This window comes from Brucella sp. JSBI001 (assembly GCF_026014005.1).
GTDB lineage: Bacteria > Pseudomonadota > Alphaproteobacteria > Rhizobiales > Rhizobiaceae > Brucella > Brucella anthropi.
Genome location: NZ_CP110339.1, coordinates 2,605,013 through 2,630,411, shown reverse-complemented (window position 1 = coordinate 2,630,411; position 25,399 = coordinate 2,605,013). Strand labels below are relative to the sequence as shown.

The window sequence follows — 25,399 nt, the reverse complement described above, 5'->3', positions numbered from 1 at the left end:
TCACCGTCAGCGCAAGTTCTTCGATACGGTTGCCGCCATTTCGTCGGCAGCCTGAATAACCTTGGAGTTCATTTCATAGGCACGCTGCGCCGTGATGAGATCGGTGATTTCCTTCACCGGATCGACATTCGACGCTTCGAGATAGCCCTGCTTGATCGAGCCGTAGCCCGGATCGCCTGGCACGCCGACCAGCGGACCGCCGGATGCTTCCGTCTCGCGATAGAGATTGCCGCCGAGCGGCTCCAGACCCGCTTCATTGGTGAAGTTAGCGAGGGTCAGCTGGCCGAGATCGACCTGATTGACCTGATCCTGCAGCTTGGCGAAAACCTGTCCCGTATCGGTGACCGTCACTTCAACGGCGTCTGGCGGAATGGTGATCGCCGGTTCGACAGGATTGCCATCGAGCGTCACAAGCTGGCCATCGGCATTCTTGTTGAACGCGCCAGCGCGCGCATAAAGCGTCTCGCCGGTCGGGCTCTGAATCTGAAACCAGCCCTTGCCGGTCAAAGCCAGATCGAATGGATTGCCGGTCTGGTTGAAACTGCCCTGCATATGGAGATTGCGCACCGCTGCCGTCTGCACGCCAAGGCCAACCAGAGCGCCTTCCGGCACGATGGACTGGTTAGCCTGATTGGGCACGCCTGCCGTGCGCTCGGACTGATAAAGAAGATCGGAAAATTCCGCACGCGCGCGCTTGAAGCCCGTTGTGTTGATATTGGCGATGTTGTTGGCAATCACTTCCAGATTGAGCTGCTGGGCGTTCATGCCGGTGGCGGCGATCGTCAGGGCTTTCATGGCTTATTTATCCTTGGCTACCGCAAATCAGATGGGCATACGGCTGATTTCGAGATAGGCCTGCACGATCTTGTCGCGGATCGCGATGGCCGTCTGAAGCGACTGTTCGGCTTCCATGACGGAGCTGACCACATCGCGCACCGGCGCATCGCCCTTGATGCCCTGAATGGACGTCGCTTCAGCCGTCTGCAGCTTCTGGCCGACGGAATCCGTCATCTGCGACAGGACTTCGCCGAACGAGGCACCCGGAGCTGCCGGAACAGCCTGCGGCGCGGAAGTGGAACCCACGCCCTTTTCGGCTACGGTTTCCGAGAGGCGCGACAGGGCATTGCGCGCCGAAATGCTCATGATCGAGTCGTACATTATGTGCTCCTCAAGAGATCGATGGTCATGGAGATCAGCTCACGGGCTTGTTTCACAACCTGCAAATTGGCTTCATAGGTACGATTGGCTTCGCGCATGTCCGCCATTTCGACGACCATGTTGACATTGGGGTAACGGACATAGCCGCGCTCATCCGCTGCGGGATGGCTCGGCTCGTATTGCTCGATAAAGGGCGATGTGTCCTTGCCGACTTCGGCAATGCGAACTTCGGCGGCTCCTGTGCCCTGTTCCAGCTCGGTACGGAAGGACACCGTCTTGCGGCGATAGGGATCGGCGTCGGCAGTCTCGGCGGTGGACTGCGCATTGGCGATGTTTTCGGAAACGATGCGCAGACGCGTCGATTGGGCCGAAAGGCCCGACGCTGCGATCTTCAATGTGCTTTGCAAGGCATCGGAAGACATAACTACCCCTTCGCGACCGAAAGCATCATGCGATGGAACGCTTTGACGATGCTTGTGTTGAGCGAATATTCGCGGGCGATCTCACCGGCCTTCATCATTTCCTGTTCGACATCGACCGTATTGCCGGAATGGGTCTGCTCGGTGATGTCGTCCGGCCGCAGGCGCGCACCGGCGATCCCGTCGGCCCCGGATTCCAGATGCAGAGGGCTGGTGGCAGCCATGGTAAGCTGAGTCTTGTCCAGCACATCCGCGAAAGGCTGCACGTCCCGCGCCCGGAAATCCGGCGTGTTCGCATTAGCGACATTGCCCGCAACAGTGGCTTGTCTCACCGACAACCACTGCGCCTGCCTTGCAGCCAGATCGAAAAGATGAATGGAGCTCATGGAGTTTCCCGCCTTTACAGTTGATTAACTTAAAGGCCGGAACTTGCGTCAAGCTTGCGGGAGGATAGGGCAGGAGGGCCTTATTGCCTTCCCCCTCACCTCCGCATCTCAATCACATCGCCCGACGATGTCGTGAGCTGCCAGGTGCCTGCACCGCGACCGATTGAAACGAGGTGACTGCCATCGGGCAGCAACGAGCCTTTTTCGACGAACCAGTAGCCGGACGTATCCTCGATCATCGCCATGCCGCCAACGACTTCGCGCAGTGCAAAAACCGGCTTCGGGAAAGCCTGCCCGTCCCCGCTTCCATCGCCGCCATTGCCCATGCCGGTGCCCGGAAGCCCCTTGCCGTTCGACATGACCGAGCCTGTCATCGTGTTGTCCACATCGGCATTCGGCGCAACCTGCTCGGATGGTCGGAAGGACGGAAAACGACGCACCGTTTTCTGTTCCGAACGGTCTAGCGGATCGATGATCTTGCGCTCGGCCTTCTCGGGCGAACCCAGATCGACGCGCTGAAGATAGGTGACGAAAGGCAGCATCGCACTTCCGGCGGCGAGCGTGATGGCCGCGATCTTGAGGTAGCGATCCACCTTGCTCTGCGGCTTCTTCATGCCTTCCTGTCGTGCAGCGGCCTCGACCTCCGCCGTCAGATCTGCAAGGAGTTTCTCTTCCTTTGTCTTGCGAAAGCCCGTCATCATGCGTGTTGCGCCTGTCTGTCGCCGCGCAGTGCTGCGGCAAGGTCGTTATAGGGATCGTCCGATAGGCCGGTTTCCGGCGATTGCTGCAAGGCGTCGTAAATGCGCGGCACAAGATCGACCGCCTGGTCCAGAAGGCCGTCATGGCCTTTCTGGTACGCCCCGATGGCACGCAGGTCACGCGTTTCCTCAAAACGGGCAACCATGCCCCGCAATTGGCTGACCAGCTTGCGTTGTTCCGGTGTCCAATTGTGCTTTGCAAGGCGCGAAACCGAGCCCGGAATATCGACCGCCGGAAAGCGTCCCTGCGCTGCAATCGCCCGGTCAAGCACGATGTGGCCGTCCAGCGTGCCGCGGATCGTGTCGGAAACCGGATCATTGTGATCGTCGCCGTCGACCAGTACCGAATAGATGCCGGTGATGCTGCCGCCCGCTTCCGTGATACCGGGCCCTGCGCGCTCCAGAAGACGTGGCAATTGGCTGAAGACGCTTGGCGGATAGCCACGCGAAACCGGCGGTTCCTCAGCGGCAATCGCCACTTCACGCGCTGCATGGGCAAAGCGCGTGACGGAGTCGACGATCAGCAAGACATTCTGGCCGAGATCGCGAAAATATTCGGCGATGGCCGTCGCCGTATTGGGCGCGAGGCGACGCATCATCGGGCTTTCATCGCCCGTTGCAACCACGGTTATCGTTTTGTCCAGGTGACCTGCCATGGTCTCTTCCAGCATCTCGCGCACTTCGCGTCCGCGCTCGCCGGTCAAAGCCAGCACCACCGTGTCGAAATCCGCCGCACGCGTCATCATCGCAAGCAGCGTCGACTTGCCGACACCAGAGCCTGCAAAGATGCCGATACGCTGGCCGAAGCAAAGCGGCGTGAAAATGTCGATGACATTGACGCCTGTACGCAAGCCGCGATCCACCCGCCCGCGGCGCAAGGCAGCCGGTGCAAGGCTCTCTGATGCCATTGGCCGGGTGCCGGGCTGCAACGCACCCTTCCCGTCAACCGCCTCGCCCAGCGCATTGATGACACGTCCACGCCATTCGGGTGCCGGGCGGATGCGCATCGGCCCTTCCTCGAAAACCGCAGCGCCAAGCGAGGGAATGATGCGGTCATCGAAGGGCTTCACCAGCACCTGCGTGTCAGCCACCCGGATGATTTCGGCAAGGCTCTGGCCGCCTTGCGCGTGGATCGCCACCGCATCGCCCAAATGCGCATCACGCGAAAGCCCGCGCACGGCAATCGCCGAGCGTGACACGTCGCTCACCGTTCCGCCGATACCGGTGAGCGGTTTTGGCGCCACCGATTGCTGACGGGCAAAAGCGGCCAGACGGGAGAGCGGCAGATCAGGCGTCATCCGTTTCTGGAACCCAGGGTCTTGATGGCTTCAGAGACAGTACTTTCCTGCTGCGACAGCAGATTGTTGACCTGCTCAAACGCACGGCTGACGCTGATGAGGCGCGTCATCTCCGTCATGGCATCAACATTCGATCCTTCGATCATGCCCTGCACGACGCCCACACTGTTGTCGTCGGCCACCGGCTGGGCAGGCTTGTTCGGGATCACACCGGATGTGCCTGCATAGGTCAGGTCCGCATCCGCCGGAATGGTGTAAAGACCGATAGCACCGATCTGTGCTCCGCTCTGGTAGATTGCGCCGTCGCTTGAAATCTTCGGTGCGCCGCCGCCGGGATTGAGTACGATGGGGGCACCGCCGACATCGAGAACCGGATGGCCGGTGATGGAAACGAGATCGCCCGTCGGCAGCATGTTCATGCGCCCGTCACGCGTATAAATCTGCCCCTGCGGTGTCGAGACCGACATCCAGACATCGCCCTTGACTGCAACGTCCAGCGGATTGTCGGTCTTGATCATCGGACCTGCTTCGGTACGGATAAAGCTCTTGCCCGCCGTGGCGAAACTCACATCGTCGCTGGCCTTGTTCGAAACGATGGTATCGAACTTGGTGCCCTCGCCCCGGAAACCGACCGTTGAGACATTGGCGACATTGTGGGCAATGGCATCCATCCGCCGTTCCAGCGTGATGAGCGACGAAAGCCCGACATAAATGGAATTATTCTGCATCGCCTAACGCCCGCCCGGCTTGAAGTTCTGCAAGGTGCTGAGAATATCCATCGAAATGCCGACGGAAGACGTTCCGCCCAGAAGCAGGGACGCAATCGACGCCGGGCTGCTCGCCGTTGGATTGTTCATCTCATACATGGCGGTGAAGCGCGAAATGAGCTTCGACACGTAATCGGGATCGGACATCTTGGTGAAGTCGATCTTGTCCTCGATCATCTTCGCCTGCTTGTCGATATCAGCGTTGGATATGCTGGATGGCCAGCCGAAGGTCGTCTGGATCATCGACACCAGCGCCCTGTCGCCAAGGATTTCATAGGCATTGGTGATCGTCGGCGCCTTACGTGCGAAATAGAGTGCCAGCCGCACGCCTTCGTTCTGGCTTCCGGCTTCCGTTTCCAGTGTCTGGCGAAGATATTTATCCACGACACCTTGTTGGGCAGCCGTGCTCTGCGTGGCCTCCGCGCCCTTGCCTGCAAAATCGAAGACGGTCGCAAATTCCTTGTAGCGCTTGTCGGTCAGCTTGTTCGCCATGGCATCATCGCTCGTGACGCCCTCAGTCAATATCTTGCGGACAAACGCCTTGGCGAAGGCCATGTCTTCCAGACCGAACGCCTTCATCGCGTAATTATAAAGGCGGCTATCGGCCATGAAATCATCGATGGATTTCACCTTGCCGATATTTTCCTTGTAGTAGGCGGTTTCCCGCTCCACCATCGGTTCCTTCGAAACACGCTGCAACGACCGCGCCATATCCGCCGCGATCAGGCGATAGCTTGTCATCGTATCGACCATGCGCATGACCCCCTTCCGGTATTTCAATCCTTTATGAAAGACCAAGCTTGTCCGAAGCTGGCTTCCGCCCGCGCCAGTTGGCAAGCTTCGCGCAAGCCGCGATCCATAAGGTGCAATGAACGAACTTGTACGCGGGAGTCTCGAGCTTTGGGCATTATTGTCGGTCTTGTCATCACACTGGGCTGTATGCTGGGCGGCTTTATCGCCATGGGCGGACATGTCAGCGTGCTCATCCAGCCCTGGGAATTCGTCATCATTCTGGGTGCCGCGCTCGGGACCTTCTTCATCGCCAACCCTTTTTCACTCGTGAAAGACACGGGCCGCGCCTGCATGGAAGCATTCAGCAATGCCGTTCCAAAGCAGCGCGACTATCTCGACGTTCTGGGCGTGCTCTACAGCCTGATGCGCGAGCTGCGCGCCAAGTCGCGCAACGAAGTGGAAGTGCATATCGACAACCCGAAGGAATCGTCGATTTTTCAGGCCTATCCGAGCGTATTGAAGAAAGAAGACCTTACCCATTTCATCTGCGACTATTGCCGCCTCATCATCGTGGGCAATGTGCGCTCGCATGAAATCGAGGCGCTGATGGACGAGGAAATCCACACCATCGCCCGCGACAAGCTCAAGCCCTACCACGCCATGGTCAGCATTTCCGAAGCCCTTCCGGCACTCGGCATCGTTGCCGCTGTTCTCGGCGTCATCAAAGCCATGGGCGCGCTGGACCAGTCGCCGGAAGTGCTGGGCCATCTGATCGGTGCCGCCCTTGTCGGCACCTTTGCCGGCATCTTCTTCTCTTACGGCGTGGTCGGCCCGATCGCAGCCAAGATCAAATCGACCCGCGAAAAGAACAATCGCCTCTACATCGTCGTGAAGCAGACGCTTCTCGCCTATATGAACGGCTCCCTGCCGCAGATCGCCGTGGAGTATGGCCGCAAGACCATCTCCGCCTATGATCGCCCGACCATCGATGTGGTCGAGCAGGAAACCATGGCGAGCGCGCCGACCCAGCAGGCAGCGTAAGATGACTACGTTGGGGCAAAACCGCAAAAGCGATGTTCTGGCCGAGAACCTGCTGCGTGCCGCGGGTCTTTCAGGCGACGACCTGAAATCGCTTGCCCATGTGTTCAAGGATGCCTCGACCCATTTCTGTGACCGGCTGAAACATGGTTGCGCTGCCGCATTCGACGTTGAAGCAGGCCAGGTGGAAAGCACTGACGATGCTGCCTTTGCCGATATTCTCGACAAGGCTGCGATCATCGCACCTTTGAAGGCCGAGCGTTGGGGCAGCACACTTTATCTCACCGCCGATGCGACGCTCGTTTTCTCCGTGATCGAAGCCATGTATGGCGCACAGGGCCATGTCGGCTCTGTCGATGAGGACCGGCCTTTCGGCATGCTGGAACAGAAGATTTCCACTCTTCTTGCCGGTCATCTCGCCAGTTCTCTCGATCAGGTTTTTGCCGCAAACGGACAGGCGCTTTTTACCGCCGGTGAATGCACCGACACAGCCGAATTCGACCGTGAGAATTTCGAGCGCTCGCGCCTTTTCGCCTGCCGCATCGATGTTACTGCCGCAGGCAAAACCGGGCAGGTTCATCTGCTGCTGCCGCGCAGCACGCACAAGCCGATGCAGGATGCCGTGGCAGCCTTTTTGCGCCGTCCGATGAACCAGACCGATCCGAGCTGGGCGAAGAAGATGCGGCAGGAAGTCAGCCGTGCCCGCATCGAACTCGAAGCTTTCATCCAGCAGGGGTCGATGACGCTGGACGCTTTGTCGATGCTCGAAATCGGTCAGGTTCTCAAACTGCCTGTCGATGCCATGGAGCAAGTGCGCCTGCGCGCCGGCGATCAGCAGCTTTTCAAGTGCACGCTCGGCAAATCGGGCATTCATTTCACAGTCAAGGTCGGCGACCCGGTCAATCAGGAAGAGGATTTCATCGATGAGCTTGTTGCTGGCTAACGTGCTTTCCACATTGATGGCTCTTGCCTCGCTTGCTGCGCTCATCGTGGTTGGCCGCAAAGCCAACGAGACGATCAAGCTTGGCAAGCTGCTGGCGCTGCGCGTTGCAGCCGCCTCCAACGGTTTGGAGCGCGCCGTCAAGGCGATCCAGAGCGAACGCACCGACCTGACGGACGAAAACAACAAGCTCGAAGCCCGTCTTGCCGAAACGCAGCGCGTGCGCCGCGAAATGGAAGAAGCCATCGAAGAACTGAACAGGCTGCGCAAGGCCCTGACCCGCGACATCCGCCATGCGCGCAACGTCGCTGACAGCTCGCCGCGCACTGAAGACAAGATCGCCACTGCCACCGAACAATCGCTCCCGAAGGAAAAGAACGCGCTGCCGGTTTTCGTGCGTCGCGCGGTTCGTAAAGCTACCGTCGAACTTGCGGGGCAGGCATGAGCGCTGACAACAAGGACAAGAACATGCAGCAGGAACTGGACGAAGCCATTGAGGAACTGCGCGAGGAAAAGCCGCGCGGCACGCAGAAGGGCGCATCCAAACCCAATCTCGAACTGATCATGGGCATCCCTGTCGATGTTCAGGTTGTTCTTGGCGGCACGACCATGCCAGTTGCCAATCTGATGAAGCTTGGGCGCGGTGCGGTCATCACCCTCGACAAGCAGATCGGCGATCCGGTCGATATCGTGGTCAATGGCCGCGTCATCGCCCGTGGCGAAGTGATCGTCCTTGAAGACGATTCCTCGCGCTTCGGTGTCAGCCTCACCGAAATCATCGGCAAGTAACGGACGTGACCATGGCCGACAATGAACAGCAAGCCCTCGCGGAAGACCTTGAAGGCGGCGCTACCGGCCTCGTCGATACGCTGACCGGCCCGCAAAAGGCGGCAGCGATCCTCGTTGCCATCGGACGCCCCGCTGCCTCACGTCTTCTGAAGCATTTCAATGCCGAGGACCTGCGCAAGCTTGCCGGTCATGCCCGTACGCTGGAACCGATTTCTCCGCTCGACTTCGAACAGCTGGTCAAGCAGTTCGAGGATTCCTTTGCCGAAGGCGCGCCAGTTTCAGAAGCCGCCCAACGGTTCGAAGGTCTCTTGCGGGAAGCTCTGCCGCAGGAAGAAGTCGATGCAGTTCTGGAAGACCGCGTTCAGCCGCAGCTCGTTCAGGAATCGGTCTGGGTGCAGCTTGGGCGCCTGCCGGTTGATAACCTGCAGGCCTATCTGACCGACCAGCATCCGCAGATCATCGCCTATATCGTGTCGAAGCTGCCATCCGACCTCGCAGCCCGGCTGTTCGTCGTCCTGCCGCCTCAGCTGCGCAATGCCGTCGTGCAGCGCTCGCTTCATATTGGCAATGTGGCACCGGCGGCTGCGGAACTTCTCGAAGACGTGCTGCGGCGCGATCTTCTCGGTCGCAGCGATTCCGGTCCGGTCAAAGCGCATCACGGCCAGATCGCCAACATCTTCAATCAGCTCGACAGAAGCGAGATGGAAGAACTGATGGCGAGCCTGGAAGATCTCAACCGCGACGATCTCAACCGCATCAAGGCCAAGCTCTTCACCTTCGAAGACATCGAGCGCCTGTCGCAGCGCGCGCGCCTGCTGCTCTTCGATGAAGTGCAGACGGAACAGATCGCAACCGCACTTCGTGGAGCAGACACAAGGCTTCAGGAACTCGTTCTCTCGTCGCTCTCGACCCGTGGTCGCCGCATGGTGGAAACCGAGCTTGGCGCCGAGCAGGGCAACATAACCGCGCAGAACATTGCCGATGCGCGCCGCACGATAGCCCGTATCGCCATCGATCTTTCCGAGCGCGGTATCATCACCCTCGACGCAAACGAAGCTTCGTCCTGATCCTGTGTGACCCATGGCAGATGATGCTGACAAGGAAAGCAAAACAGAAGAAGCCACCGAGCAGAAGATCCGCGACGCCTTGGAAAAGGGCAATATGCCCTTCTCCCGCGAAACGCCGATCCTCGCCGGTATCGCTTCCTTTCTGATTATCGCGGTCTTTGTCGCAGGGCCTGCCACCACGAAGCTCGCCGTCTTCCTGCGCGAACTAATCGACCGCCCCGAGGACTGGCTCCTCAACAGCGCCGAAGATGCAAGCCGCCTGTTCGGCGTGCTGGCGCTGGCAGTCGGTGCAGCCCTGGTGCCGGTGTTCATCATCATTCCGCTTGCCGGTATTGCAGCCTCCGCATTCCAGAATGCGCCGCGCTTCGTTGGCGAACGCATCCGCCCGCAGGCATCCCGCATATCTCCGCTTAAAGGCTGGCAGCGGATTTTCGGGCGCGCCGGTCAGGTGGAATTCCTCAAATCGCTGGCGAAATTTCTGGCGGCAAGTGTCATCGTCTTTGTCGTCTTCTTCAACGGCAACAGTCTTTTCACAGACGCAGTCGCTTCCGACCCGAGCGCCTTGCCGGAATTTCTGCGTGAGAACATGGTGCGCCTGCTCGTCGCCAATGTTCTGGCCATTACCGCAATTGCGGCATTCGACCTTGCCTGGTCACGCATTCACTGGCGGCAGGAACTGCGCATGACGCGACAGGAAGTCAAAGACGAACTGAAGCAGTCGGAAGGCGACCCGCTGGTCAAATCGCGCCTGCGTTCGCTTGGCCGCGACCGTGCGCGCCGCCGCATGATCAACACCGTTCCGACGGCAACGCTGATCGTCGCAAATCCGACTCATTTTTCCGTAGCACTGCGCTACAAGCCCGATCAGGATGCAGCCCCGATCGTTGTAGCAAAGGGACAGGATCTCATAGCACTGAAAATAAGAGAGATTGCAGCGCAGCATTCCATCCCGATATTCGAGGACGTTCCGCTGGCGCGCGCGCTCTATAAACAGGTCAATGTCGACCAGATGATCGCGCCCGAATTCTACAAGGCTGTTGCCGAGCTTATCCGGGTGATCAATGCACGGCACGCGATACATTGATGAATAGCCATGATTTTTATATATTTCAGAACAGTGACAGCCTGTTCCCCCAGATCGGCGGTGAAACCATGAAGAGCCTGCAATTCTCGAACGAGCGCGAGGCGATTATTGCCCAGAACCTGGTTGAGGTCGCAACCGATCTTCGTCTGGTCGATCCGGCGGATTACATTGCTTTCATACGCTGCGAGCTTTTTGCCAATATCGCCGATATCGTCAGTTCCGCTACCGAGCTTTATTTCTTTCCCGGCACGCTGGAACTCGGCCATGGCGGCGAATATCTCTGCGACTGGCAGTCGGCTCCAGCCATCGTGCTCGACATGGAATTCCGCAATCAGGGCGTCTATGCCTATTTCCGCCTGACGCTGACCGACAAGACTGCCGGAGTAGAGCTGAACCATATCGCCTTCGAAGATGCGGATGAAGACCCGGCCAAAAATACGGCGAGGCTTGCCAACGCATTCGACGCCGCCCGTCTGCCGCTCAGAAAACGAGCCTGAAGCATTTCCAGCAAAAGTGCGAAGCGGTTTTGCGCGAGGCAGATGTGGCGAGAAGAATAAACAAACACCGGATGTCTCAGCATCCGGTGTCGTTATAATCAGGTCTTTATACTGCGGCTGAACTACACCAGATGGTGAACTTCCGGCATTTCGATGATGCCGAGCGACAGCGCTGTCGCGACAGCCGACGTGCGGTTGGAACAGTTGAGTTTGATCTTCGCATTCTGGAGATAGGTAACGACGGTCCAGCGCGCGATACTCAGGATTTCCGCAATCTCTCCATCCGTCTTGCCGTTCGCGGCCCAACGCAGGCAGTCGACTTCACGCGGGGTGAGAAGGCTTGCGACCGTCGCAACATCCTTGCAGCCGCACAGGGCTGAATGAATGATCCCGGACAGGCTCAGCAGGCGCGGACGAAGCTTGGCCACAAATTGTTCGCGATCTTCGTCGGGGCTCATCTCGAACATGAACAAGGTGCATCCCACAGCACCTTTCTGGCTCCGGGCTGACACGGCGACGAAGATGTTGCCCAGTCCGTGCTTTTCCGCATCCTGCAGCAGTTCAGCGACGGACGGGCACTCATTGGCATCTTCCTGAAGATCGCGAACGATACCGCTGGCATCATTCTGGAAATAAGGCGCGTCTTCCTGAAAGATCGGATCGATGACGAAATAATTCTTGGTGGAATAACGCGCAGTCCAGGAGGTCGGCACGGTCATCACGACTGTCAGATCGGAAGAAGTGGTTTTCGTGCAGTCACCCATGCGCCCACGATAGGTATGCATGATGTGGCGGCAACCGATCTCATCGCGAATTCGCGTCAGGAGAGCAAGGGTGTCGCTTTGGAAGGCCGTTCCAAAGAAGGTCTTTTTGAAATTCGGAAAATGAATGAGATCGAGTGTCATTTTTACAATATCCTTGGTACGCAAGTCCGAGGGTTACTTTGTTACCGCCTCTGAAATATCAGCGAATCGTGTCCCTAGAACTTTTCAATCGTTTATAAGTGACATAAAAAATGTAGTCTCTGGCAACCCGCAATTAATGGATTGCAATCCTTTACACACAAGAACAGTGCGTAAATTATGGCCCTCAAGCAAAATTTATAGATTGAGCCAAAAATAAAATTTTCTAAATCGATTTGTAAAAATCAACTGTTCTCTTTTTGAACACTTCGCTGCTCCGTGCCATAGGCACGGTAGAAAAAGTCGATGGCGAGCTCAACGTTTTTACGAATCGTTTCCGCCGATGGCGGTTCCGGCAAAACGCCAAACAGGCGAGGCCGATAGAGGCCAGACAGGAACAAATCAGAGAGCTGATAGGCCATTTTCTCGGGATCGAAAGGCTCCAGTTCGCCATTCTTAATCATATCATCGAGATACTCGGCCATGAGAACGAGGCTGCGCTTCGGTCCGCGCTCGTAGAAGCGGGCTGCAAGCTCGGGCTTGCGCTCGCTGACACCCAGAACAATGCGCTGCGCGCGCACTGCCGTCGGCGAGGTTATCAGCGTGACCAGCGCCACGCCGAAGTCGGTCAACTGCTGGCGCGAATTAAAACCCTTGTCGAGTTTTTCGATCAGTTCACGAAACATTGTATCGCGGTAATGCTCGCATAGTGCGACGAACAGATCTTCCTTGCTGTTGAAGTAAACGTAGATCGTTCCCTTCGACACACCAGCCTCGCGCGTGATGTCATTCATGCTGGCTGCGTCAAACCCCATACGCAGGAACACATCCTGGGCGCCTTCAAGGATTTGGCGGCGTTTTGCAGGGTCCTGACCGGCGCCGAGCCGCGTGCGACCGCATTCCGTTTCGGAGCAGGACGATTTGCTGTTTCCGGGTCGGCCGACACCTTTTTCATCATGCCGGTTCCGGTCATGCATCATCGTATCCGGTGTTCCTTTGGTGTTGCGATCAGGCTTCATTCTTCGAGACTCTTAACTTTTTTCGAACCAAGCGGTTCGATATCCTCTTGATATGCGCATCTTATTGATCTATGTCAACATCGAACCGAACGGTTCAATCCGAAGGATGTGCAGAAAGTTTCCCCTATGTCCGCCCCGAAGTCCGTTGATAAGGCCGATATTCATCCGTTCCCCAACGCCAAGAACTTCGCCTCGGCAACCCAGCCAGCGACAAGTGAGGCGCCTCTGAACGAGAGATCGCAGCCCCATACCGTACCGACCCCGCAGGAAGCCGCCCCAAAGGAAACTGCCAAAGAACCTGCAAAGAAAAAGGGCTTCGGTAAACGTGTCCTTCTTCCCGGCATTCTGACGGTCGCGGTCGCCGGAGGCCTCTGGTTTGCCTATGACTGGTGGACAGTCGGACGTTTCATGGTTTCAACCGACGACGCTTATGTGCAGGGCGATATTGCGTCCATCGCGCCGAAGGTTACGGGCTATATCGAAAACATCCCGGTGGTCGCGAACCAGCAGGTCCAGGCTGGCGACGTCATCTTCCAGCTTGATGCTGGTGATTACCAGATCGCGCTTGACGAAGCGGAAGCCAAGCTCGCAACCCAGAAGCAGACGCTCATCCGCATCAAGGCGGAGACCGATGCCGCGCAGGCTGTTCTTTTGCAGGCCAATGCCGACAAGCAGGCCGCAACAGCAGTCCTGACCAATGCGCAAAACACGATTGCACGCGTGCAGAAGCTGCACGAAACGCGTTTCGTCGCGCAGGCTGATCTGGATACGGCGCAGTCCTCGCTGGACCAGGCACGCGCCAAGGTCGCTGGCGGCGATGCGCAGATCGCTTCCGCCAAGGCCAATATCGAAGTGCTCAACGCTCAATATAGCGAAGCCGACAGCACGATGAAATCGCTGGAACTCGCCCGCGATAAAGCCGCGCGTGATCTTTCCTTCACGTCACTGCGCGCGCCGTTCGACGGTGTGATCGGTAATCTTGCTGGCAAGAAGGGTGATCTCGTTTCGCCGGGCCAGAAAATTGCAGCACTTGTTCCGGTCAATGAGCTTTATATCGACGCGAACTTCAAGGAAACGCAGCTCGCAAAGATCAGGACCGGTGAAACCGCGCATATCTATGTCGATGCAATCGACGGCACGAAATTCGACGGCAAGGTCGCGTCCATCGCCCCGGCCTCGGGTGCAGTATTCTCGCTGCTGCCGCCGGAAAATGCGACCGGTAACTTCACCAAGATCGTGCAGCGCGTTCCTGTTCGCATCATGATCCCGAAGGAAGCGTTGGAATCCGGCAAGATTCGCGCGGGCCTGAGTGTCGTGGTTGATATCGATACGCGCACGGCACCCGACGAAAAAGCCGACTGATCGAAATCGGCAGATCCTATTGAAGTAACACATGGCGGCGCGGCGAAACGGATTTCGCGCCGCCTTTCTCTTCCATTCCGGAGTGCGCCGTCATGGCCGCAGATACGACAATGGGGCCAGTAGCCCCGGCGGATGACCGCATCGACCCGAAGAAGGCCGTCGCCTTTCTGGCCATGGTGTTCGGCATGTTCATGGCGATCCTGGACATCCAGATCGTCTCGGCATCGCTTGCTGAAATTCAGGCGGGTCTGAGTGCCAGTTCCGACGAAATATCCTGGGTTCAGACATCCTACCTGATTGCCGAAGTCATCATGATTCCGCTGTCGGGCTTCCTCGGACGCCTGATGTCGACGCGCGTTCTCTTCACCCTTTCGGCGGCAGGCTTTACCCTCGCAAGTATGCTCTGTGCGACAGCGACGAACATCGAGCAGATGATCGTCTACCGCGCCATTCAGGGCTTCATCGGCGGCGGCATGATCCCCAGCGTGTTCGCGGCTGCCTTCACCATCTTCCCGCCTTCCAAGCGCTCGATCGTCTCGCCGATGATTGGCCTTGTGGCAACGCTTGCGCCCACCATCGGCCCCACGGTAGGCGGCTATCTGAGCCACGCCTTCTCCTGGCACTGGCTGTTTCTGGTCAATGTCGGTCCCGGCATTCTGGTCACCATCGCCGCATGGAACCTCATCGACTTCGACGAAGGCGACAGCTCGCTCCTCAGCAAGTTCGACTGGTGGGGTCTTGCCGGCATGGCAGCCTTCCTCGGCTCCATGGAATATGTGCTTGAAGAAGGCCCGCGTAACGACTGGCTGCAGGATGAAGCCATCTTCATTCTGACCGGCGTCATGATCATCGGTGGTATTCTCTTCTTCTTCCGGGCCTTCACGGCTGAAGAACCCATTGTGGACTTGCGCGCCTTCAAGAACGTCAACTTTGCCTTTGGCTCACTGTTTTCGTTCGTGATGGGCGTCGGCCTCTATGGTCTTACCTATCTTTATCCACTCTATCTCAGCAGCATACGCGGCTACGATGCCCTGATGATTGGGGAAGCGCTGTTCGTCAGCGGCCTTGCCATGTTCTTCACCGCGCCATTGGCAGGCTTCCTGTCAAACCGCATGGACCCGCGTCTGATGATGATGATCGGCTTCCTCGGCTTTGCGGCAGGCACATGGATGGTGACCGGCCTCACCGCAGACTGGGATTTCTACGAACTGCTGCTACCGCAGATCCTGCGCGGTTGTTCACTGATGCTTTGCATGGTGCCGATCAACAATCTGGCGCTGGGCACGCTCCCGCCTGCCCTGCTGAAAAATGCGTCCGGTCTTTTCAACCTGACCCGTAATCTGGGTGGCGCTGTTGGCCTTGCCGTGATCAACACGATTCTGACCCGTCGCGGTGACATGCACTATGAGCGTCTGGCGGAGCATGTTCGCTGGGGCAATGCCGAAGCGGAGAAAATGATCGCCAGTCTGACAGCCAAATACAATGCGGCTGGCATGGACGGCGCAACAATCGCCATTGCCAAGCTTTCCGGCATTGTGCGCCAGCAGGCTACCCTGCTCTCCTTCATCGATGTGTTCTTCATTCTCACGATGATGTTCTGCTCCCTTGCTGTCTGCGCCGTTATGCTGCGCAAACCGAAGCAGGTCGCCGGTGGTGGTGGAGGGCATTAAACCTTCCACCTCACAACTTCATACGAAACCCGCAAGGGTTCATTCAACTTTCGGAAGTTTTCGTTTATCCCCGATATCCGACATTGATGCCGCGCTGGGACAAACCCTTGTCGCGCAGGGAAAAGCCTCTCGCAGAATTGTGACAGCGGTGAATTTGCTGTCACATTTCCTGTCATAAAAATGCTGCTCCCGCTAACGGATGAATTGCTAAGTCCCTGAAAACGTGTTTCACTTTCCACCGCTGACAGTTTGTGACAATCCATAAACTGTCATCCAACCGTCATGTAGGGCGGGTATCGGGAATGCGCGAGCACCGGAATCGACCGGGGGCGTTCGCCGGACCTTAAACAGGGGAGTCAAACAATGCTTGCTTACACAGCGCGTCTGCTGTCGCTTTCGACGGCAATCGCCGTTGCCGGGGTTTCCATCGCCGCTGCTGAACCGTCAGCCGAACTGATCGCCGCTGCCAAGGCAGAAGGCGAACTGACCACCATCGCACTCCCGCATGACTGGTGCGGCTATGGCGAAATCATCAAGAGCTTCAAGGACAAGTACGGCCTCAAGGTCAACGAACTGAACCCGGATGCCGGTTCGGGCGATGAAATCGAAGCCATCAAGGCCAACAAGGACAACAAGGGCCCGCAGGCTCCTGACGTCATCGACGTCGGCTTCGCCTTCGGCGCATCGGCCAAGAAGGACGGCCTCATCCAGCCTTACAAGGTTGCAACATGGGACGAAATTCCGGACAGCGCCAAGGATGCTGAAGGCTACTGGTACGGCGATTATTACGGCGTTCTGGCCTTCGAAGTGAACAAGGACATCGTCAAGGACATCCCGCAGGATTGGGAAGACCTTCTCAAGAGCGACTATGCCAACTCTGTTGCGCTTGCAGGCGATCCGCGCGTTTCCGCACAGGCCATCCTCGGCGTTCATGCCGCCGGTATCGCCCGTGGCGGTGAACCGGGCGAAGCCGCAGGCAAGAAGGGCCTTGAATTCTACAAGGAACTGAATGCCAACGGCAACTTCGTTCCGGTCATCGGCAAGGCTGCCTCGCTGGCACAGGGTTCCACCCCGATCGTCGTCCGTTGGGACTATAACGCTCTCGCCGATCGCGACACGCTCAAGGGCAACCCGGAAATCGAAACCGTCATTCCGAAGTCGGGCGTCATCGCTGGCGTGTATGTTCAGGCAATCAGCGCCTACGCACCGCATCCGAACGCTGCGAAGCTGTGGATGGAACACATCTATTCGGATGAAGGCCAGCTCGGCTATCTGAAGGGCTACTGCCACCCGATCCGCTTCAATGCAATGGCGAAGGCTGGCAAGATCCCGCAGGAACTGCTCGACAAGCTGCCACCGGCAGAAGCCTATGAAAAGGCTATCTTCCCGACCCTGGAACAGATTGAGGCCGCACAGACCACGATCACCAAGGAATGGGACAGCGTCGTGGGCGCAAACGTCCAGTAAGGACCTGTAAGCGCCAATTACACACTTGTCGCATCGAACACATATCGCGTCGGCCTTAGAGCGCATCCCGAAAAGTGTGAAACGGTTTTCGGAAAAGATGCGCGGTGCAGAACAAAAGTTGAGATACATTGATCTGGTTTATTCAGATCGGCGTATCTCAACAGTCGGCGCGATATCAAAGCGGCTTTCATCTGAGCCGCCGGTCCTCTTTTCCAAACAGCATCACGCTCTTTGGCAAACAGGATGCGCAGTTCAAAAAGAATGCTAGCTATTTCCGGCAGGGGCGAATGACAGCCTGCCGATCGCAAAAAACAAGAACAAAAGTCGGAACGGTTCTGTCAGTTCCGTTCTGGCGGGAACCGGTCTAAAGAAAGAACGTATGAGTTCAATAGCCGAAACATCAGCCCCCAGCGGAGTGCGCAAGCGCCGACTTCCGTTGTCATGGCTTGGCGTGACACCGTTTTTCATCTTCGCCATTTTGTTCCTGATCTGGCCGACGATGTATCTCATCATCGGTGCATTTCAGGACCCGGCCGGAAACTTCACGCTCCAGAACATCCACGATCTGTTCCAGCCGCAAATCATGAGCGCCTACTGGGTATCGATCAAGGTCAGTCTCGCATCGGCCATTGGCGGCGCGATCATCGGCTTCTTTCTGGCCTGGGCAGTCGTTCTCGGCAACCTGCCTTCGTGGCTGCGTCCGACGGTACTAACCTTTTCAGGCGTAGCATCGAACTTTGCAGGCGTGCCGCTTGCCTTCGCCTTTCTGGCGACACTGGGGCGAACCGGCTTCGTGACGATCCTGCTCAGGGAGTGGTTCGGTTTCAATCTCTATTCGACAGGTTTCAACCTGCTCTCCTTTTTCGGTCTGACGCTGACCTATCTGTTCTTCCAAATACCGCTGATGGTGCTGATCCTGACACCCGCGCTCGACGGTCTGAAAAAGGAATGGCGGGAAGCCTCATCCATTCTGGGTGCAACCACCGCGCAATACTGGCGCATGGTGGCCTTCCCGATCCTGTGGCCGAGCCTGCTCGGCACGACGCTTCTGCTGTTCGCCAATGCCTTCGGCGCAATCGCAACCGCCTACGCTCTGACGGGCTCCTCGCTCAATATCGTGCCGATCCTGCTCTATGCCCAGATCCGCGGCGACGTTCTGCATAACCAGAACCTCGGCTACGCGCTGGCACTTGGCATGATCGTCATTACGGGTGTTTCGAACCTCATCTATATTTGGTTGCGCATGCGCGCCGAAAGGTGGCAGCGATGAAAAAGAAAGGCATTAATGCCCAGAAGATTGGGGCCTGGATCGCCTTCCTGATCGGCGCAATCTACTTCCTCGTCCCACTGATTGGCACGTTCGAATTCTCGCTGCGTATGCGGCGCGGCGAATATTCCTTCGATGCCTATCGGGTCGTGTTTTCCGATCCGAACTTCCAGGCCACCTTCGGCTATTCGATTCTGCTTGGCTTGCTGACCATCGTTTTCGGTGTTCTGCTGGTGGTGCCTACGGCCTATTGGGTGCGCCTGCGCCTGCCGCAACTGCGCCCGGTGATGGAATTCATCACGCTGATGCCATTGGTCATTCCGGCCATCGTCATCGTGTTCGGTTACTTGCGCATCTACAACTCGTCGTCGTGGCTGCCGTTCACGGCGTCCACCCGCGCGACCGACCTACTCCTGATGTTCGGCTATATGACGTTGTCGCTGCCCTATATGTATCGCGCTGTCGACACAGCGATGCGCACGATTGATGTTCGCACGCTGACCGAAGCAGCCCAAAGCCTCGGCGCGGGCTGGGGCCGCATCATGTTCAAGGTGATTTTCCCGAACGTCATCTCCGGCGTCATGAGCGGTGCTTTCATCACATTCGCCATCGTCATCGGTGAATTCACGCTGGCTTCGCTTCTGAACCGTCCGGCCTTCGGTCCCTACCTGCAGCTGGTCGGCGCAAACCGCGCCTACGAACCGTCAGCGCTGGCGATCATTTCGTTCGGCATCACGTGGCTCAGCATCATCATGCTGCAGCTCGTCTCGCGCCTCAATAAATTCAAGACAACCGCCAGGTAACATTCATGGCTTTTCTCAACATCAAAAACCTGAAAAAGAGCTTCGGCGCCAATACCGTCGTCCACGATTTCAACCTCGCCGTGAAAAAAGGCGAATTCGTTTCTTTCCTCGGTCCATCGGGCTGCGGCAAGACAACCGTTCTTCGCATGATCGCCGGTTTCGAAGCGCCCGATAACGGCGCCATCGAAATCGACGGCAAGGATGTAGTCGATCTCAAGCCCAACCAGCGCAATATCGGCATGGTGTTTCAGGCCTATGCGCTCTTTCCGAATATGACGGTGGCGCAGAATGTTTCGTTCGGCCTGCGCGTTGCCGGAAAGCCGAAGGCGGAAATCGACGCCACCGTGCAGGAGATGCTCGGCCTCATCCGCCTCGACCATCTGGCGGATCGTTATCCCTATCAGATGTCCGGTGGCCAGCAGCAGCGCGTGGCACTGGCCCGCGCGCTTGCCACCAAGCCGCAGGTTCTTCTGCTCGACGAGCCGCTATCGGCGCTGGATGCGAAAATCCGTATATCCTTGCGCGAAGAAATCCGTGCCATCCAGCAGAAGCTTGGCATTACGACCGTCTTCGTCACCCACGATCAGGAAGAAGCGCTGTCGATTTCCGACCGCATCGTGGTCATGCACGAAGGCCGCGCCGACCAGATCGGCTCGCCTTTCGACATCTATAACCGCCCAGCCTCACGCTTCGTGGCATCTTTCGTCGGCACACTCAACATGCTGGAAGCCTCGGTTAGCGAACCCGGCAAGAACAGCATCGAACTCGACGGCCGCACCATCACCGTGCAGGAAAAGCTCGACCATCATCCGAAGGGCAAGCCTGTCACACTGGCCTTGCGCCCGGAAGCTGTCAGCCTCGAAGCACGCAAGAGCCACGATACCTCGCTCGACGCGACCATCGAGGACGTGCACTTCCTCGGCTCTGTCATCCGCACGCGTGTGGCGCTTGGCAAGAATCGCCTGTCGTTCGACACGTTCAACGACCCGACCCAGCCTCCGCCGCAGCGCGGCGACAAGGTGACAGTGCATTTCGCCTCGCATGATCTGCTCGTGCTGGCAGATTAGAGCGCATCCCGAAAATTGTGAAACGGTTTTCGGAAAAGATGCGCGTAAAAACAAATGATTAGAGCGCCGATCTGATCCAATCAGATCGAAACACGCTCTAAAATAAAAAAGCCGCCCGATGGGCGGCTTTTTTGTTTGTCACGTGCGCGACGGGCTGATGAGATTTCGGTTCATGTCGTGCCGAAAATGGTGGCTTTCGAGAACCGGATCGCAGAAAGACGCCATTTGCAGGCGGGTGAGGGACCGAAAGATATCAGCCCCAGGGACCGTGGAAATCACCATCCTTATCGATACGCTTGAAGCCGTGCGAACCGAAGAAGTCGCGCTGGCCCTGAATGAGATTGGCTGTGCCGAGCGCCTGCGTGAAGCTGTCGAAATAGCTGAGCGCTGTGCCGAGCGCTGGCAGAGGCAGGCCAGCGAGTGCCGCCTTGGCGACGATCTGGCGCAGGCCCTTGGAAGCCTTGCTCATGCGCTCCACAAAAGCAGGTGCCAGCAGCAGATTGCGGCTTTCGCTGTCTTCGAAGGCATGGGCAATATCGTCCAGAAGCTGCGAACGAATGATGCAGCCTGCGCGCCAGATGCGCGCCGTTTCGGCAAGCGGAATGTTCCAGCCATGCTCTTGCGAGGCGGCTTCCATCACCGCAAACCCTTGAGCATAGGCAGCAATTTTGCCAGCAAGCAGGCCCTGCTCCAGATCGGCAAGGAATTTAGCCTGATCGGAAATGTCGAGGCTGCGCGAACCCGGCTTGTAGGCCTTTGTGGCAAGCTCACGCGTGGCCTTCAGCGAGGACAGCGAGCGCGCGGCAACAGCGGCTTCGATTGCCGTTGCCGGAACGCCAAGCATCTGCGCCTCGATGGCCGCCCAGCGGCCCGTGCCCTTCTGACCAGCTTCATCGAGGATCATGTCGACCATCGCCTTGCCGGTTTCCGGATCGGTCGCCTTCAGCACCTTGGCGGTGATTTCGATCAGATAGGAGTTGAGCGGGCCTTCGTTCCACTTCTCGAACACATCACCGATGGCCGGAGCCGAAAGCCCGAGGCCGTCCCGCAGGATGCCGTAGATTTCGGCGATCATCTGCATGTCGGCATATTCGATACCATTGTGGATCGTCTTGACGAAATGACCGGCGCCATCCGGGCCGACCAGCGCGCAGCAAGGCTCGCCCTTGTACTTGGCGGCGGCAGCAAGCAGGATCGGTGCGATGCGCTCATAGGCTTCCTCGGTGCCGCCGACCATCATCGACGGGCCATGGCGTGCGCCTTCCGCACCGCCGGAAACGCCCATGCCAACAAAGGTCGGGTCGTTGGGGCCAAGTGCCTTCAGACGGCGCACCGTATCGCGGTAATCGGAATTACCGGCGTCAATCATGATATCGCCCTTCTCAAGATAAGCCTTGAGGCGGGTGGTTTCGGCATCCACGGGAGCGCCTGCCTTGATGAGGAAGATGATGGGACGCGGCTTGCGGATATTGGCAGCCAGATCCTCGAAAGTGGGGCAAGGGACGATCTTGTCGCGCAGCGGGCCAGCCTTTTCCATGAAGGCTTTGAGCACAGGCTCATCACGGTCATAGACGGCTACCGTGTAGCCTTTCTCGGCTATGTTCAGCGCCAGGTTGGAGCCCATGACGCCAAGGCCGACCATTCCGATATCTGCTTTTTCCATTTTGTGCCCTTCAGAAATGCAACCGACCGGCCGTCGTCTAGACACATGCAGAACATCGAACGCCGACAAGCCGAACCGATAAGAATAGGCTGCAGCCGGATTTCGGCAGCAGCGCATGTCAATCTGTATCCTATTGTGGGATGATCTAGGGCATATGACGCAAAGTTGATAGACCTCCCATGACGAAAATCACCGGTTTTGCCCGTGGAAGCGTCTGGTTAAATCGGTTAGCTCACCCCAAAAACCTGTATTTCGCGCACTTCACACCCGTTCCAGCTTGCGATGCGGCAGCGGCGGCAATTCGACAATTATCGCGTCATCCGCCTTCACCGTGCCGCCTGCAAGAACGACGGTCATGATGCCGGACTTGCGAACAAGTTCGCCATCGGGCGTGCGATCCAGCACAGCATCGAGAAGCCCGGTCTGGAAATTCTCTATCTGGGAGCAAGGGTTGCGCAGGCCCGTTGTTTCCAGAACGACCTCGTCGCCAATTCGGATCAAAGCTCCCTGCGGCAGCCCCAGCAGATCGACCCCGCGCGTGGTGACGTTCTCGCCAAGATCTGCGGGCGCGACATCAAAACCCTTTTCCGCAAGCTCGTCGAAAAGCTCGGCATGAATGAGATGCACCTGCCGCAGATTGGGTTGCGTCGGGTCGGCCCGCACGCGTGAACGGTGCTTCACCGTCACGCCTTGATGCGCGTCGCCTTCGACGCCGAGTCCTGTGACGATGCGGATTTCCGGCACAACCTGCTTTGAAAAACGATGCTCGCCATCCCGCGCCACAGCCACGACAAATCCACGCATCACATCCACCTCTCCTGACAGGATAAACAAACTTCGTTAGCCGCATTACATGGGTTATATAGCACCTGTATGAAGCTGTGGGGCAAGCACGTGAATCGCGACAAGCAGGTAAAAACGGATTTCCGCTGGGGCATTTGGGGCACAGGCACTATAGCCGCCGCCTTTGCTGCCGATATTCAGGCAAGTGCTGGAATGCGCGTTTCCGCAGTCTGCTCGCGGGCGTCAGAGACCGCCGAAACATTCCGGCGACGTATCGGCGCCGACAAGGCGTTTGGCGATTCAGGTGAATTTCTTTCCGACGCGAATATCGATGCCGTCTATATTGCGACCCCGAGTGCCATGCATGTGCTGCAGGCCATGCAGGCAATCGCAACGGGCAAGCCCTGCCTGATCGAAAAGCCGCTCTCGCTGGATGCTGCTGGCGCGCGGCAGATCGAAGCTGCGGCAAAAGCAAAAAACATCTTCGCCATGGAAGCCATGTGGAGCCGTTTTCTGCCAGCTATCCGCGCTACCAAACAGCATATCGATAATGGTCGCATCGGCACTGTGACGCGCATCGAAGCCGATCTTTCCTATATCCGTGCCTACGACCCGCAAAGCCGCTTCTTCAGCCCGGACCTTGGCGGCGGCGCAGCATTCGATCTGGGTGTGTACCCGGTTTCGCTTGCATTGTATTTTCTCGGTCTGCCGGATCATGTCGATGGTCGCTGGCAGCGCGCCAAAAGCGGCGTGGACATGCGCACCGAGTTCCAGCTCAGCTGGCAGGGTGCCACGGCCAGCCTCTCCTGCGGCTTCGACCGCGACGGCGACAATCGCATGCTGATTGAGGGAACCAGGGGCACGATCCTGATCCACGCGCCGTTTCTGAAAGCCCAGAGGCTGACCCTGTTTTCAGCCTTTGCTGCGCGGTCGTCGCTCGGGCCGAATGGCGGCAAAGGCCTTGTCGGCAAGGTTATGAACCGCCTGCCCCTGCCGGGCCGCACAATCGAAACTTATGCCTTTTCCGGCAACGGGCTACAGTTTCAGGCCGAAGCGATCCGCGATGCGGTGCGAAGCGGCCAAATCTCCAATGCGATCATGCCACTCGACCAGAGTGCAGCCGTTGCCGATATCGTCCGCAAGGTGCTAGCTAGAGCATGATTCCGAAAAGTGGGAACCGGTTTTCGGATAAAATCATGCTCAAACAAAAGTTTAGAGCGGGATAACGATTCAACTTAAAAACATCACGCTCTAAAGGCTAGAAGCTGCTTCTCATCCTGTAAGGCTGTGCATTTTCGCCAGCATTGTTCAAGGCAAGCGCGATTTCAGTGATATGCAGCGCCACATCCCCGGAAAAGAATGCCTTATCGCCAGTTTGGATAGCCCGAGCCTGATCGGCAATACCGCGCACGAAATCGATCTGCGAAGGATACATCGGCAGCGACCGCTTGTCGGCCTTCGGATAGGAGAGCTTTTGACCGACGGTCGGTTTCCATGACAGGAACTTGCCGATGCGCATTTCCAGAATACCGAACAGGCGCGCCAGAAAACGGCGTTTTTCTTCCGTGCGCTCAAGACGGACAGCCGAGCGATTATCCCAAAGGTCATCCACCACAATCGAGCCCTTGTCGGCAACGATTGTCAGGCTGCGATCCTTCGGCATCGCAAGCCCGGATGTGAGGCGTGCCACCAGCCCCGACCTGAAAACAAGACAGCCGACCGAAAAATCGGGCGCCATGTGAAGATGTTCGGTCCCCGGCCCCTTGTTGGGAAAGGTTATGGCGGAGAATGCCGAAACGCTCTCGACCGGGCCGAACAGCGACACCAGCCAAGACAGCGCATAGCCTGCGTGTTCCAGCGTACAACCGATCTCGAACTCGTGCAGGCCCGGCCATGGCGCACCAGACTGCGAACGCCAGGTCGACCATTTGTCACGAAACACCGGACCGTCTTCCATTTCGGCATAAACCAGCCGCGGCATGCCGATCCCGTTGATCACGCTTGCTACCAGACGATAGGCTTCGCTGAGGCCGTTTGCCGGGGCCGCCGCCAACGTGAGGCCGGATTGCCGTGCAAAAGCGACCAGCGCTTCCGCATCCTCATAATCCATAGCCAGCGGTTTTTCGGAATAGACATGTTTTCCGGCGGAAAGTGCTGCATGCGAGATTTCAAAATGGCTTTCAGGTGTTGTCAGATTGACGACGATCTGCACGTCTGGATCCGCCAGCACGGCCTCGAAACTTTCATAGGCGCTAACGGAATAGTGCGCGCAGAACGCTTTCAGTCGTTCAGGCGACCGATCATAGACCCCGCGCAGCGTCAGCTCGGGATAATTGCGCAGCGTGGTCATGTAATAGTCGGCAACAAACCCGGCCCCGACGATTGCGATATTCATGAATTGGCTCCGGCTAAAAGCATTTCCAGCAAAAGTGCGAAGCGGTTTTGCGTTGGATAATGCGTATA

Annotated in this window: 27 protein-coding genes; 14 read left to right on the top strand and 13 right to left on the bottom strand. The window is 57.7% G+C overall.

Translation table 11 applies throughout. The features are described from left to right. Positions 1-6: 6 nt before the first annotated feature. The 8 genes from flgG to LJ361_RS12375 form a co-directional block, all read right to left on the bottom strand. Positions 7-795: a flagellar basal-body rod protein FlgG gene (gene flgG, locus LJ361_RS12410; RefSeq protein ID WP_012093514.1), complete on the bottom strand. Its 789-nt coding sequence runs from the start codon at positions 793-795 to the stop codon at positions 7-9. Between the two features lie 27 nt (positions 796-822). Next, positions 823-1,158 (bottom strand): flagellar hook-basal body complex protein FliE, encoded by a 336-nt coding sequence (locus LJ361_RS12405; RefSeq protein WP_010660729.1) that lies wholly within the window; start codon positions 1,156-1,158, stop codon positions 823-825. Continuing rightward, positions 1,158-1,580, bottom strand: coding sequence for a flagellar basal body rod protein FlgC (gene flgC / locus LJ361_RS12400; protein ID WP_264811635.1), 423 nt, complete (start codon positions 1,578-1,580; stop codon positions 1,158-1,160). The genes LJ361_RS12405 and flgC overlap by 1 nt, the downstream gene beginning before the upstream one ends. A 2-nt stretch (positions 1,581-1,582) precedes the next feature. Beyond that, complete coding sequence (flgB, locus tag LJ361_RS12395) at positions 1,583-1,963, bottom strand: flagellar basal body rod protein FlgB (protein ID WP_010660727.1); 381 nt, start codon at positions 1,961-1,963, stop codon at positions 1,583-1,585. 95 nt (positions 1,964-2,058) lie between these two features. Beyond that, complete coding sequence (locus LJ361_RS12390; RefSeq protein ID WP_012093517.1) at positions 2,059-2,664, bottom strand: hypothetical protein; 606 nt, start codon at positions 2,662-2,664, stop codon at positions 2,059-2,061. Continuing rightward, entirely contained in the window at positions 2,661-4,019 is a 1,359-nt protein-coding gene (gene fliI / locus LJ361_RS12385; RefSeq protein WP_010660725.1) for a flagellar protein export ATPase FliI, read from the bottom strand. Before fliI ends, LJ361_RS12390 begins: the two co-directional genes overlap by 4 nt. Further along, complete coding sequence (gene flgF / locus LJ361_RS12380) at positions 4,016-4,747, bottom strand: flagellar basal-body rod protein FlgF (RefSeq protein WP_264811634.1); 732 nt, start codon at positions 4,745-4,747, stop codon at positions 4,016-4,018. Before flgF ends, fliI begins: the two co-directional genes overlap by 4 nt. A 3-nt stretch (positions 4,748-4,750) precedes the next feature. Next, on the bottom strand, positions 4,751-5,539 hold the full coding sequence (locus LJ361_RS12375; RefSeq protein ID WP_010660723.1) for a DUF1217 domain-containing protein: 789 nt from the start codon (positions 5,537-5,539) through the stop codon (positions 4,751-4,753). Between the two features lie 147 nt (positions 5,540-5,686). Between LJ361_RS12375 and motA the strand changes: the two genes are divergently transcribed. The 7 genes from motA (at position 5,687) to LJ361_RS12340 (ending at position 10,933) form a co-directional block, all read left to right on the top strand. Further along, entirely contained in the window at positions 5,687-6,559 is an 873-nt protein-coding gene (gene motA / locus LJ361_RS12370; protein ID WP_010660722.1) for a flagellar motor stator protein MotA, read from the top strand. A gap of 1 nt (position 6,560) precedes the next feature. Continuing rightward, positions 6,561-7,499, top strand: a complete 939-nt coding sequence (locus LJ361_RS12365; protein ID WP_258125031.1) for a FliM/FliN family flagellar motor switch protein — start codon at positions 6,561-6,563, stop codon at positions 7,497-7,499. Next, on the top strand, positions 7,480-7,941 hold the full coding sequence (locus LJ361_RS12360) for a BAB2_0123 family type IV secretion system effector (RefSeq protein ID WP_029929830.1): 462 nt from the start codon (positions 7,480-7,482) through the stop codon (positions 7,939-7,941). The genes LJ361_RS12365 and LJ361_RS12360 overlap by 20 nt, the downstream gene beginning before the upstream one ends. Beyond that, positions 7,938-8,285 (top strand): flagellar motor switch protein FliN, encoded by a 348-nt coding sequence (fliN, locus tag LJ361_RS12355; protein WP_012093523.1) that lies wholly within the window; start codon positions 7,938-7,940, stop codon positions 8,283-8,285. The genes LJ361_RS12360 and fliN overlap by 4 nt, the downstream gene beginning before the upstream one ends. 11 nt (positions 8,286-8,296) lie before the next feature. Then, positions 8,297-9,352 carry a flagellar motor switch protein FliG gene (locus tag LJ361_RS12350; protein WP_264811632.1) on the top strand — a complete coding sequence of 352 codons (1,056 nt, stop codon included), beginning with the start codon at positions 8,297-8,299 and terminating at the stop codon, positions 9,350-9,352. Between the two features lie 13 nt (positions 9,353-9,365). Then, positions 9,366-10,436 (top strand): flagellar biosynthesis protein FlhB, encoded by a 1,071-nt coding sequence (flhB, locus tag LJ361_RS12345; RefSeq protein WP_010660717.1) that lies wholly within the window; start codon positions 9,366-9,368, stop codon positions 10,434-10,436. Between the two features lie 68 nt (positions 10,437-10,504). Next, positions 10,505-10,933 (top strand): hypothetical protein, encoded by a 429-nt coding sequence (locus LJ361_RS12340; RefSeq protein WP_012093524.1) that lies wholly within the window; start codon positions 10,505-10,507, stop codon positions 10,931-10,933. A gap of 122 nt (positions 10,934-11,055) precedes the next feature. Here the strand turns inward: LJ361_RS12340 and LJ361_RS12335 are convergent, their stop codons facing one another. Both LJ361_RS12335 and LJ361_RS12330 read right to left on the bottom strand, forming a co-directional pair. Beyond that, positions 11,056-11,838 (bottom strand): helix-turn-helix transcriptional regulator, encoded by a 783-nt coding sequence (locus LJ361_RS12335; protein ID WP_029929828.1) that lies wholly within the window; start codon positions 11,836-11,838, stop codon positions 11,056-11,058. 242 nt (positions 11,839-12,080) lie between these two features. Continuing rightward, positions 12,081-12,854, bottom strand: coding sequence for a TetR/AcrR family transcriptional regulator (locus tag LJ361_RS12330; protein ID WP_029929827.1), 774 nt, complete (start codon positions 12,852-12,854; stop codon positions 12,081-12,083). A 126-nt stretch (positions 12,855-12,980) separates the two neighbouring features. Here LJ361_RS12330 and LJ361_RS12325 point away from each other — a divergent pair, with 126 nt between their 5' ends. From LJ361_RS12325 to LJ361_RS12300, 6 genes are all read left to right on the top strand, one after another. Next, a complete protein-coding gene (locus LJ361_RS12325) occupies positions 12,981-14,216 on the top strand; it encodes an HlyD family secretion protein (protein ID WP_264811630.1) in 1,236 nt (411 codons plus the stop codon). Between the two features lie 92 nt (positions 14,217-14,308). Further along, on the top strand, positions 14,309-15,886 hold the full coding sequence (locus LJ361_RS12320) for a DHA2 family efflux MFS transporter permease subunit (protein WP_010660712.1): 1,578 nt from the start codon (positions 14,309-14,311) through the stop codon (positions 15,884-15,886). A 363-nt stretch (positions 15,887-16,249) separates the two neighbouring features. Continuing rightward, positions 16,250-17,353 carry an ABC transporter substrate-binding protein gene (locus tag LJ361_RS12315; RefSeq protein WP_010660711.1) on the top strand — a complete coding sequence of 368 codons (1,104 nt, stop codon included), beginning with the start codon at positions 16,250-16,252 and terminating at the stop codon, positions 17,351-17,353. A 379-nt stretch (positions 17,354-17,732) separates the two neighbouring features. Continuing rightward, positions 17,733-18,623 (top strand): ABC transporter permease, encoded by an 891-nt coding sequence (locus LJ361_RS12310; protein WP_125301767.1) that lies wholly within the window; start codon positions 17,733-17,735, stop codon positions 18,621-18,623. Beyond that, positions 18,620-19,423 (top strand): ABC transporter permease, encoded by an 804-nt coding sequence (locus LJ361_RS12305; protein WP_264811629.1) that lies wholly within the window; start codon positions 18,620-18,622, stop codon positions 19,421-19,423. Before LJ361_RS12310 ends, LJ361_RS12305 begins: the two co-directional genes overlap by 4 nt. Positions 19,424-19,428: 5 nt before the next feature. Further along, positions 19,429-20,490, top strand: coding sequence for an ABC transporter ATP-binding protein (locus tag LJ361_RS12300; protein ID WP_010660707.1), 1,062 nt, complete (start codon positions 19,429-19,431; stop codon positions 20,488-20,490). A 253-nt stretch (positions 20,491-20,743) separates the two neighbouring features. Here the strand turns inward: LJ361_RS12300 and gndA are convergent, their stop codons facing one another. After that, complete coding sequence (gene gndA, locus LJ361_RS12295) at positions 20,744-22,153, bottom strand: NADP-dependent phosphogluconate dehydrogenase (RefSeq protein ID WP_264811627.1); 1,410 nt, start codon at positions 22,151-22,153, stop codon at positions 20,744-20,746. Positions 22,154-22,414: 261 nt separating this feature from the next. Continuing rightward, on the bottom strand, positions 22,415-22,957 hold the full coding sequence (locus LJ361_RS12290) for an MOSC domain-containing protein (protein ID WP_012093529.1): 543 nt from the start codon (positions 22,955-22,957) through the stop codon (positions 22,415-22,417). A 90-nt stretch (positions 22,958-23,047) separates the two neighbouring features. Between LJ361_RS12290 and LJ361_RS12285 the strand changes: the two genes are divergently transcribed. After that, positions 23,048-24,097, top strand: coding sequence for a Gfo/Idh/MocA family protein (locus LJ361_RS12285; protein ID WP_264811626.1), 1,050 nt, complete (start codon positions 23,048-23,050; stop codon positions 24,095-24,097). A 97-nt stretch (positions 24,098-24,194) separates the two neighbouring features. On the opposite strand, the gene LJ361_RS12280 is transcribed toward LJ361_RS12285, so the two are convergent. Then, positions 24,195-25,331, bottom strand: coding sequence for a Gfo/Idh/MocA family protein (locus tag LJ361_RS12280; RefSeq protein ID WP_264811625.1), 1,137 nt, complete (start codon positions 25,329-25,331; stop codon positions 24,195-24,197). Positions 25,332-25,399 lie beyond the last annotated feature (68 nt).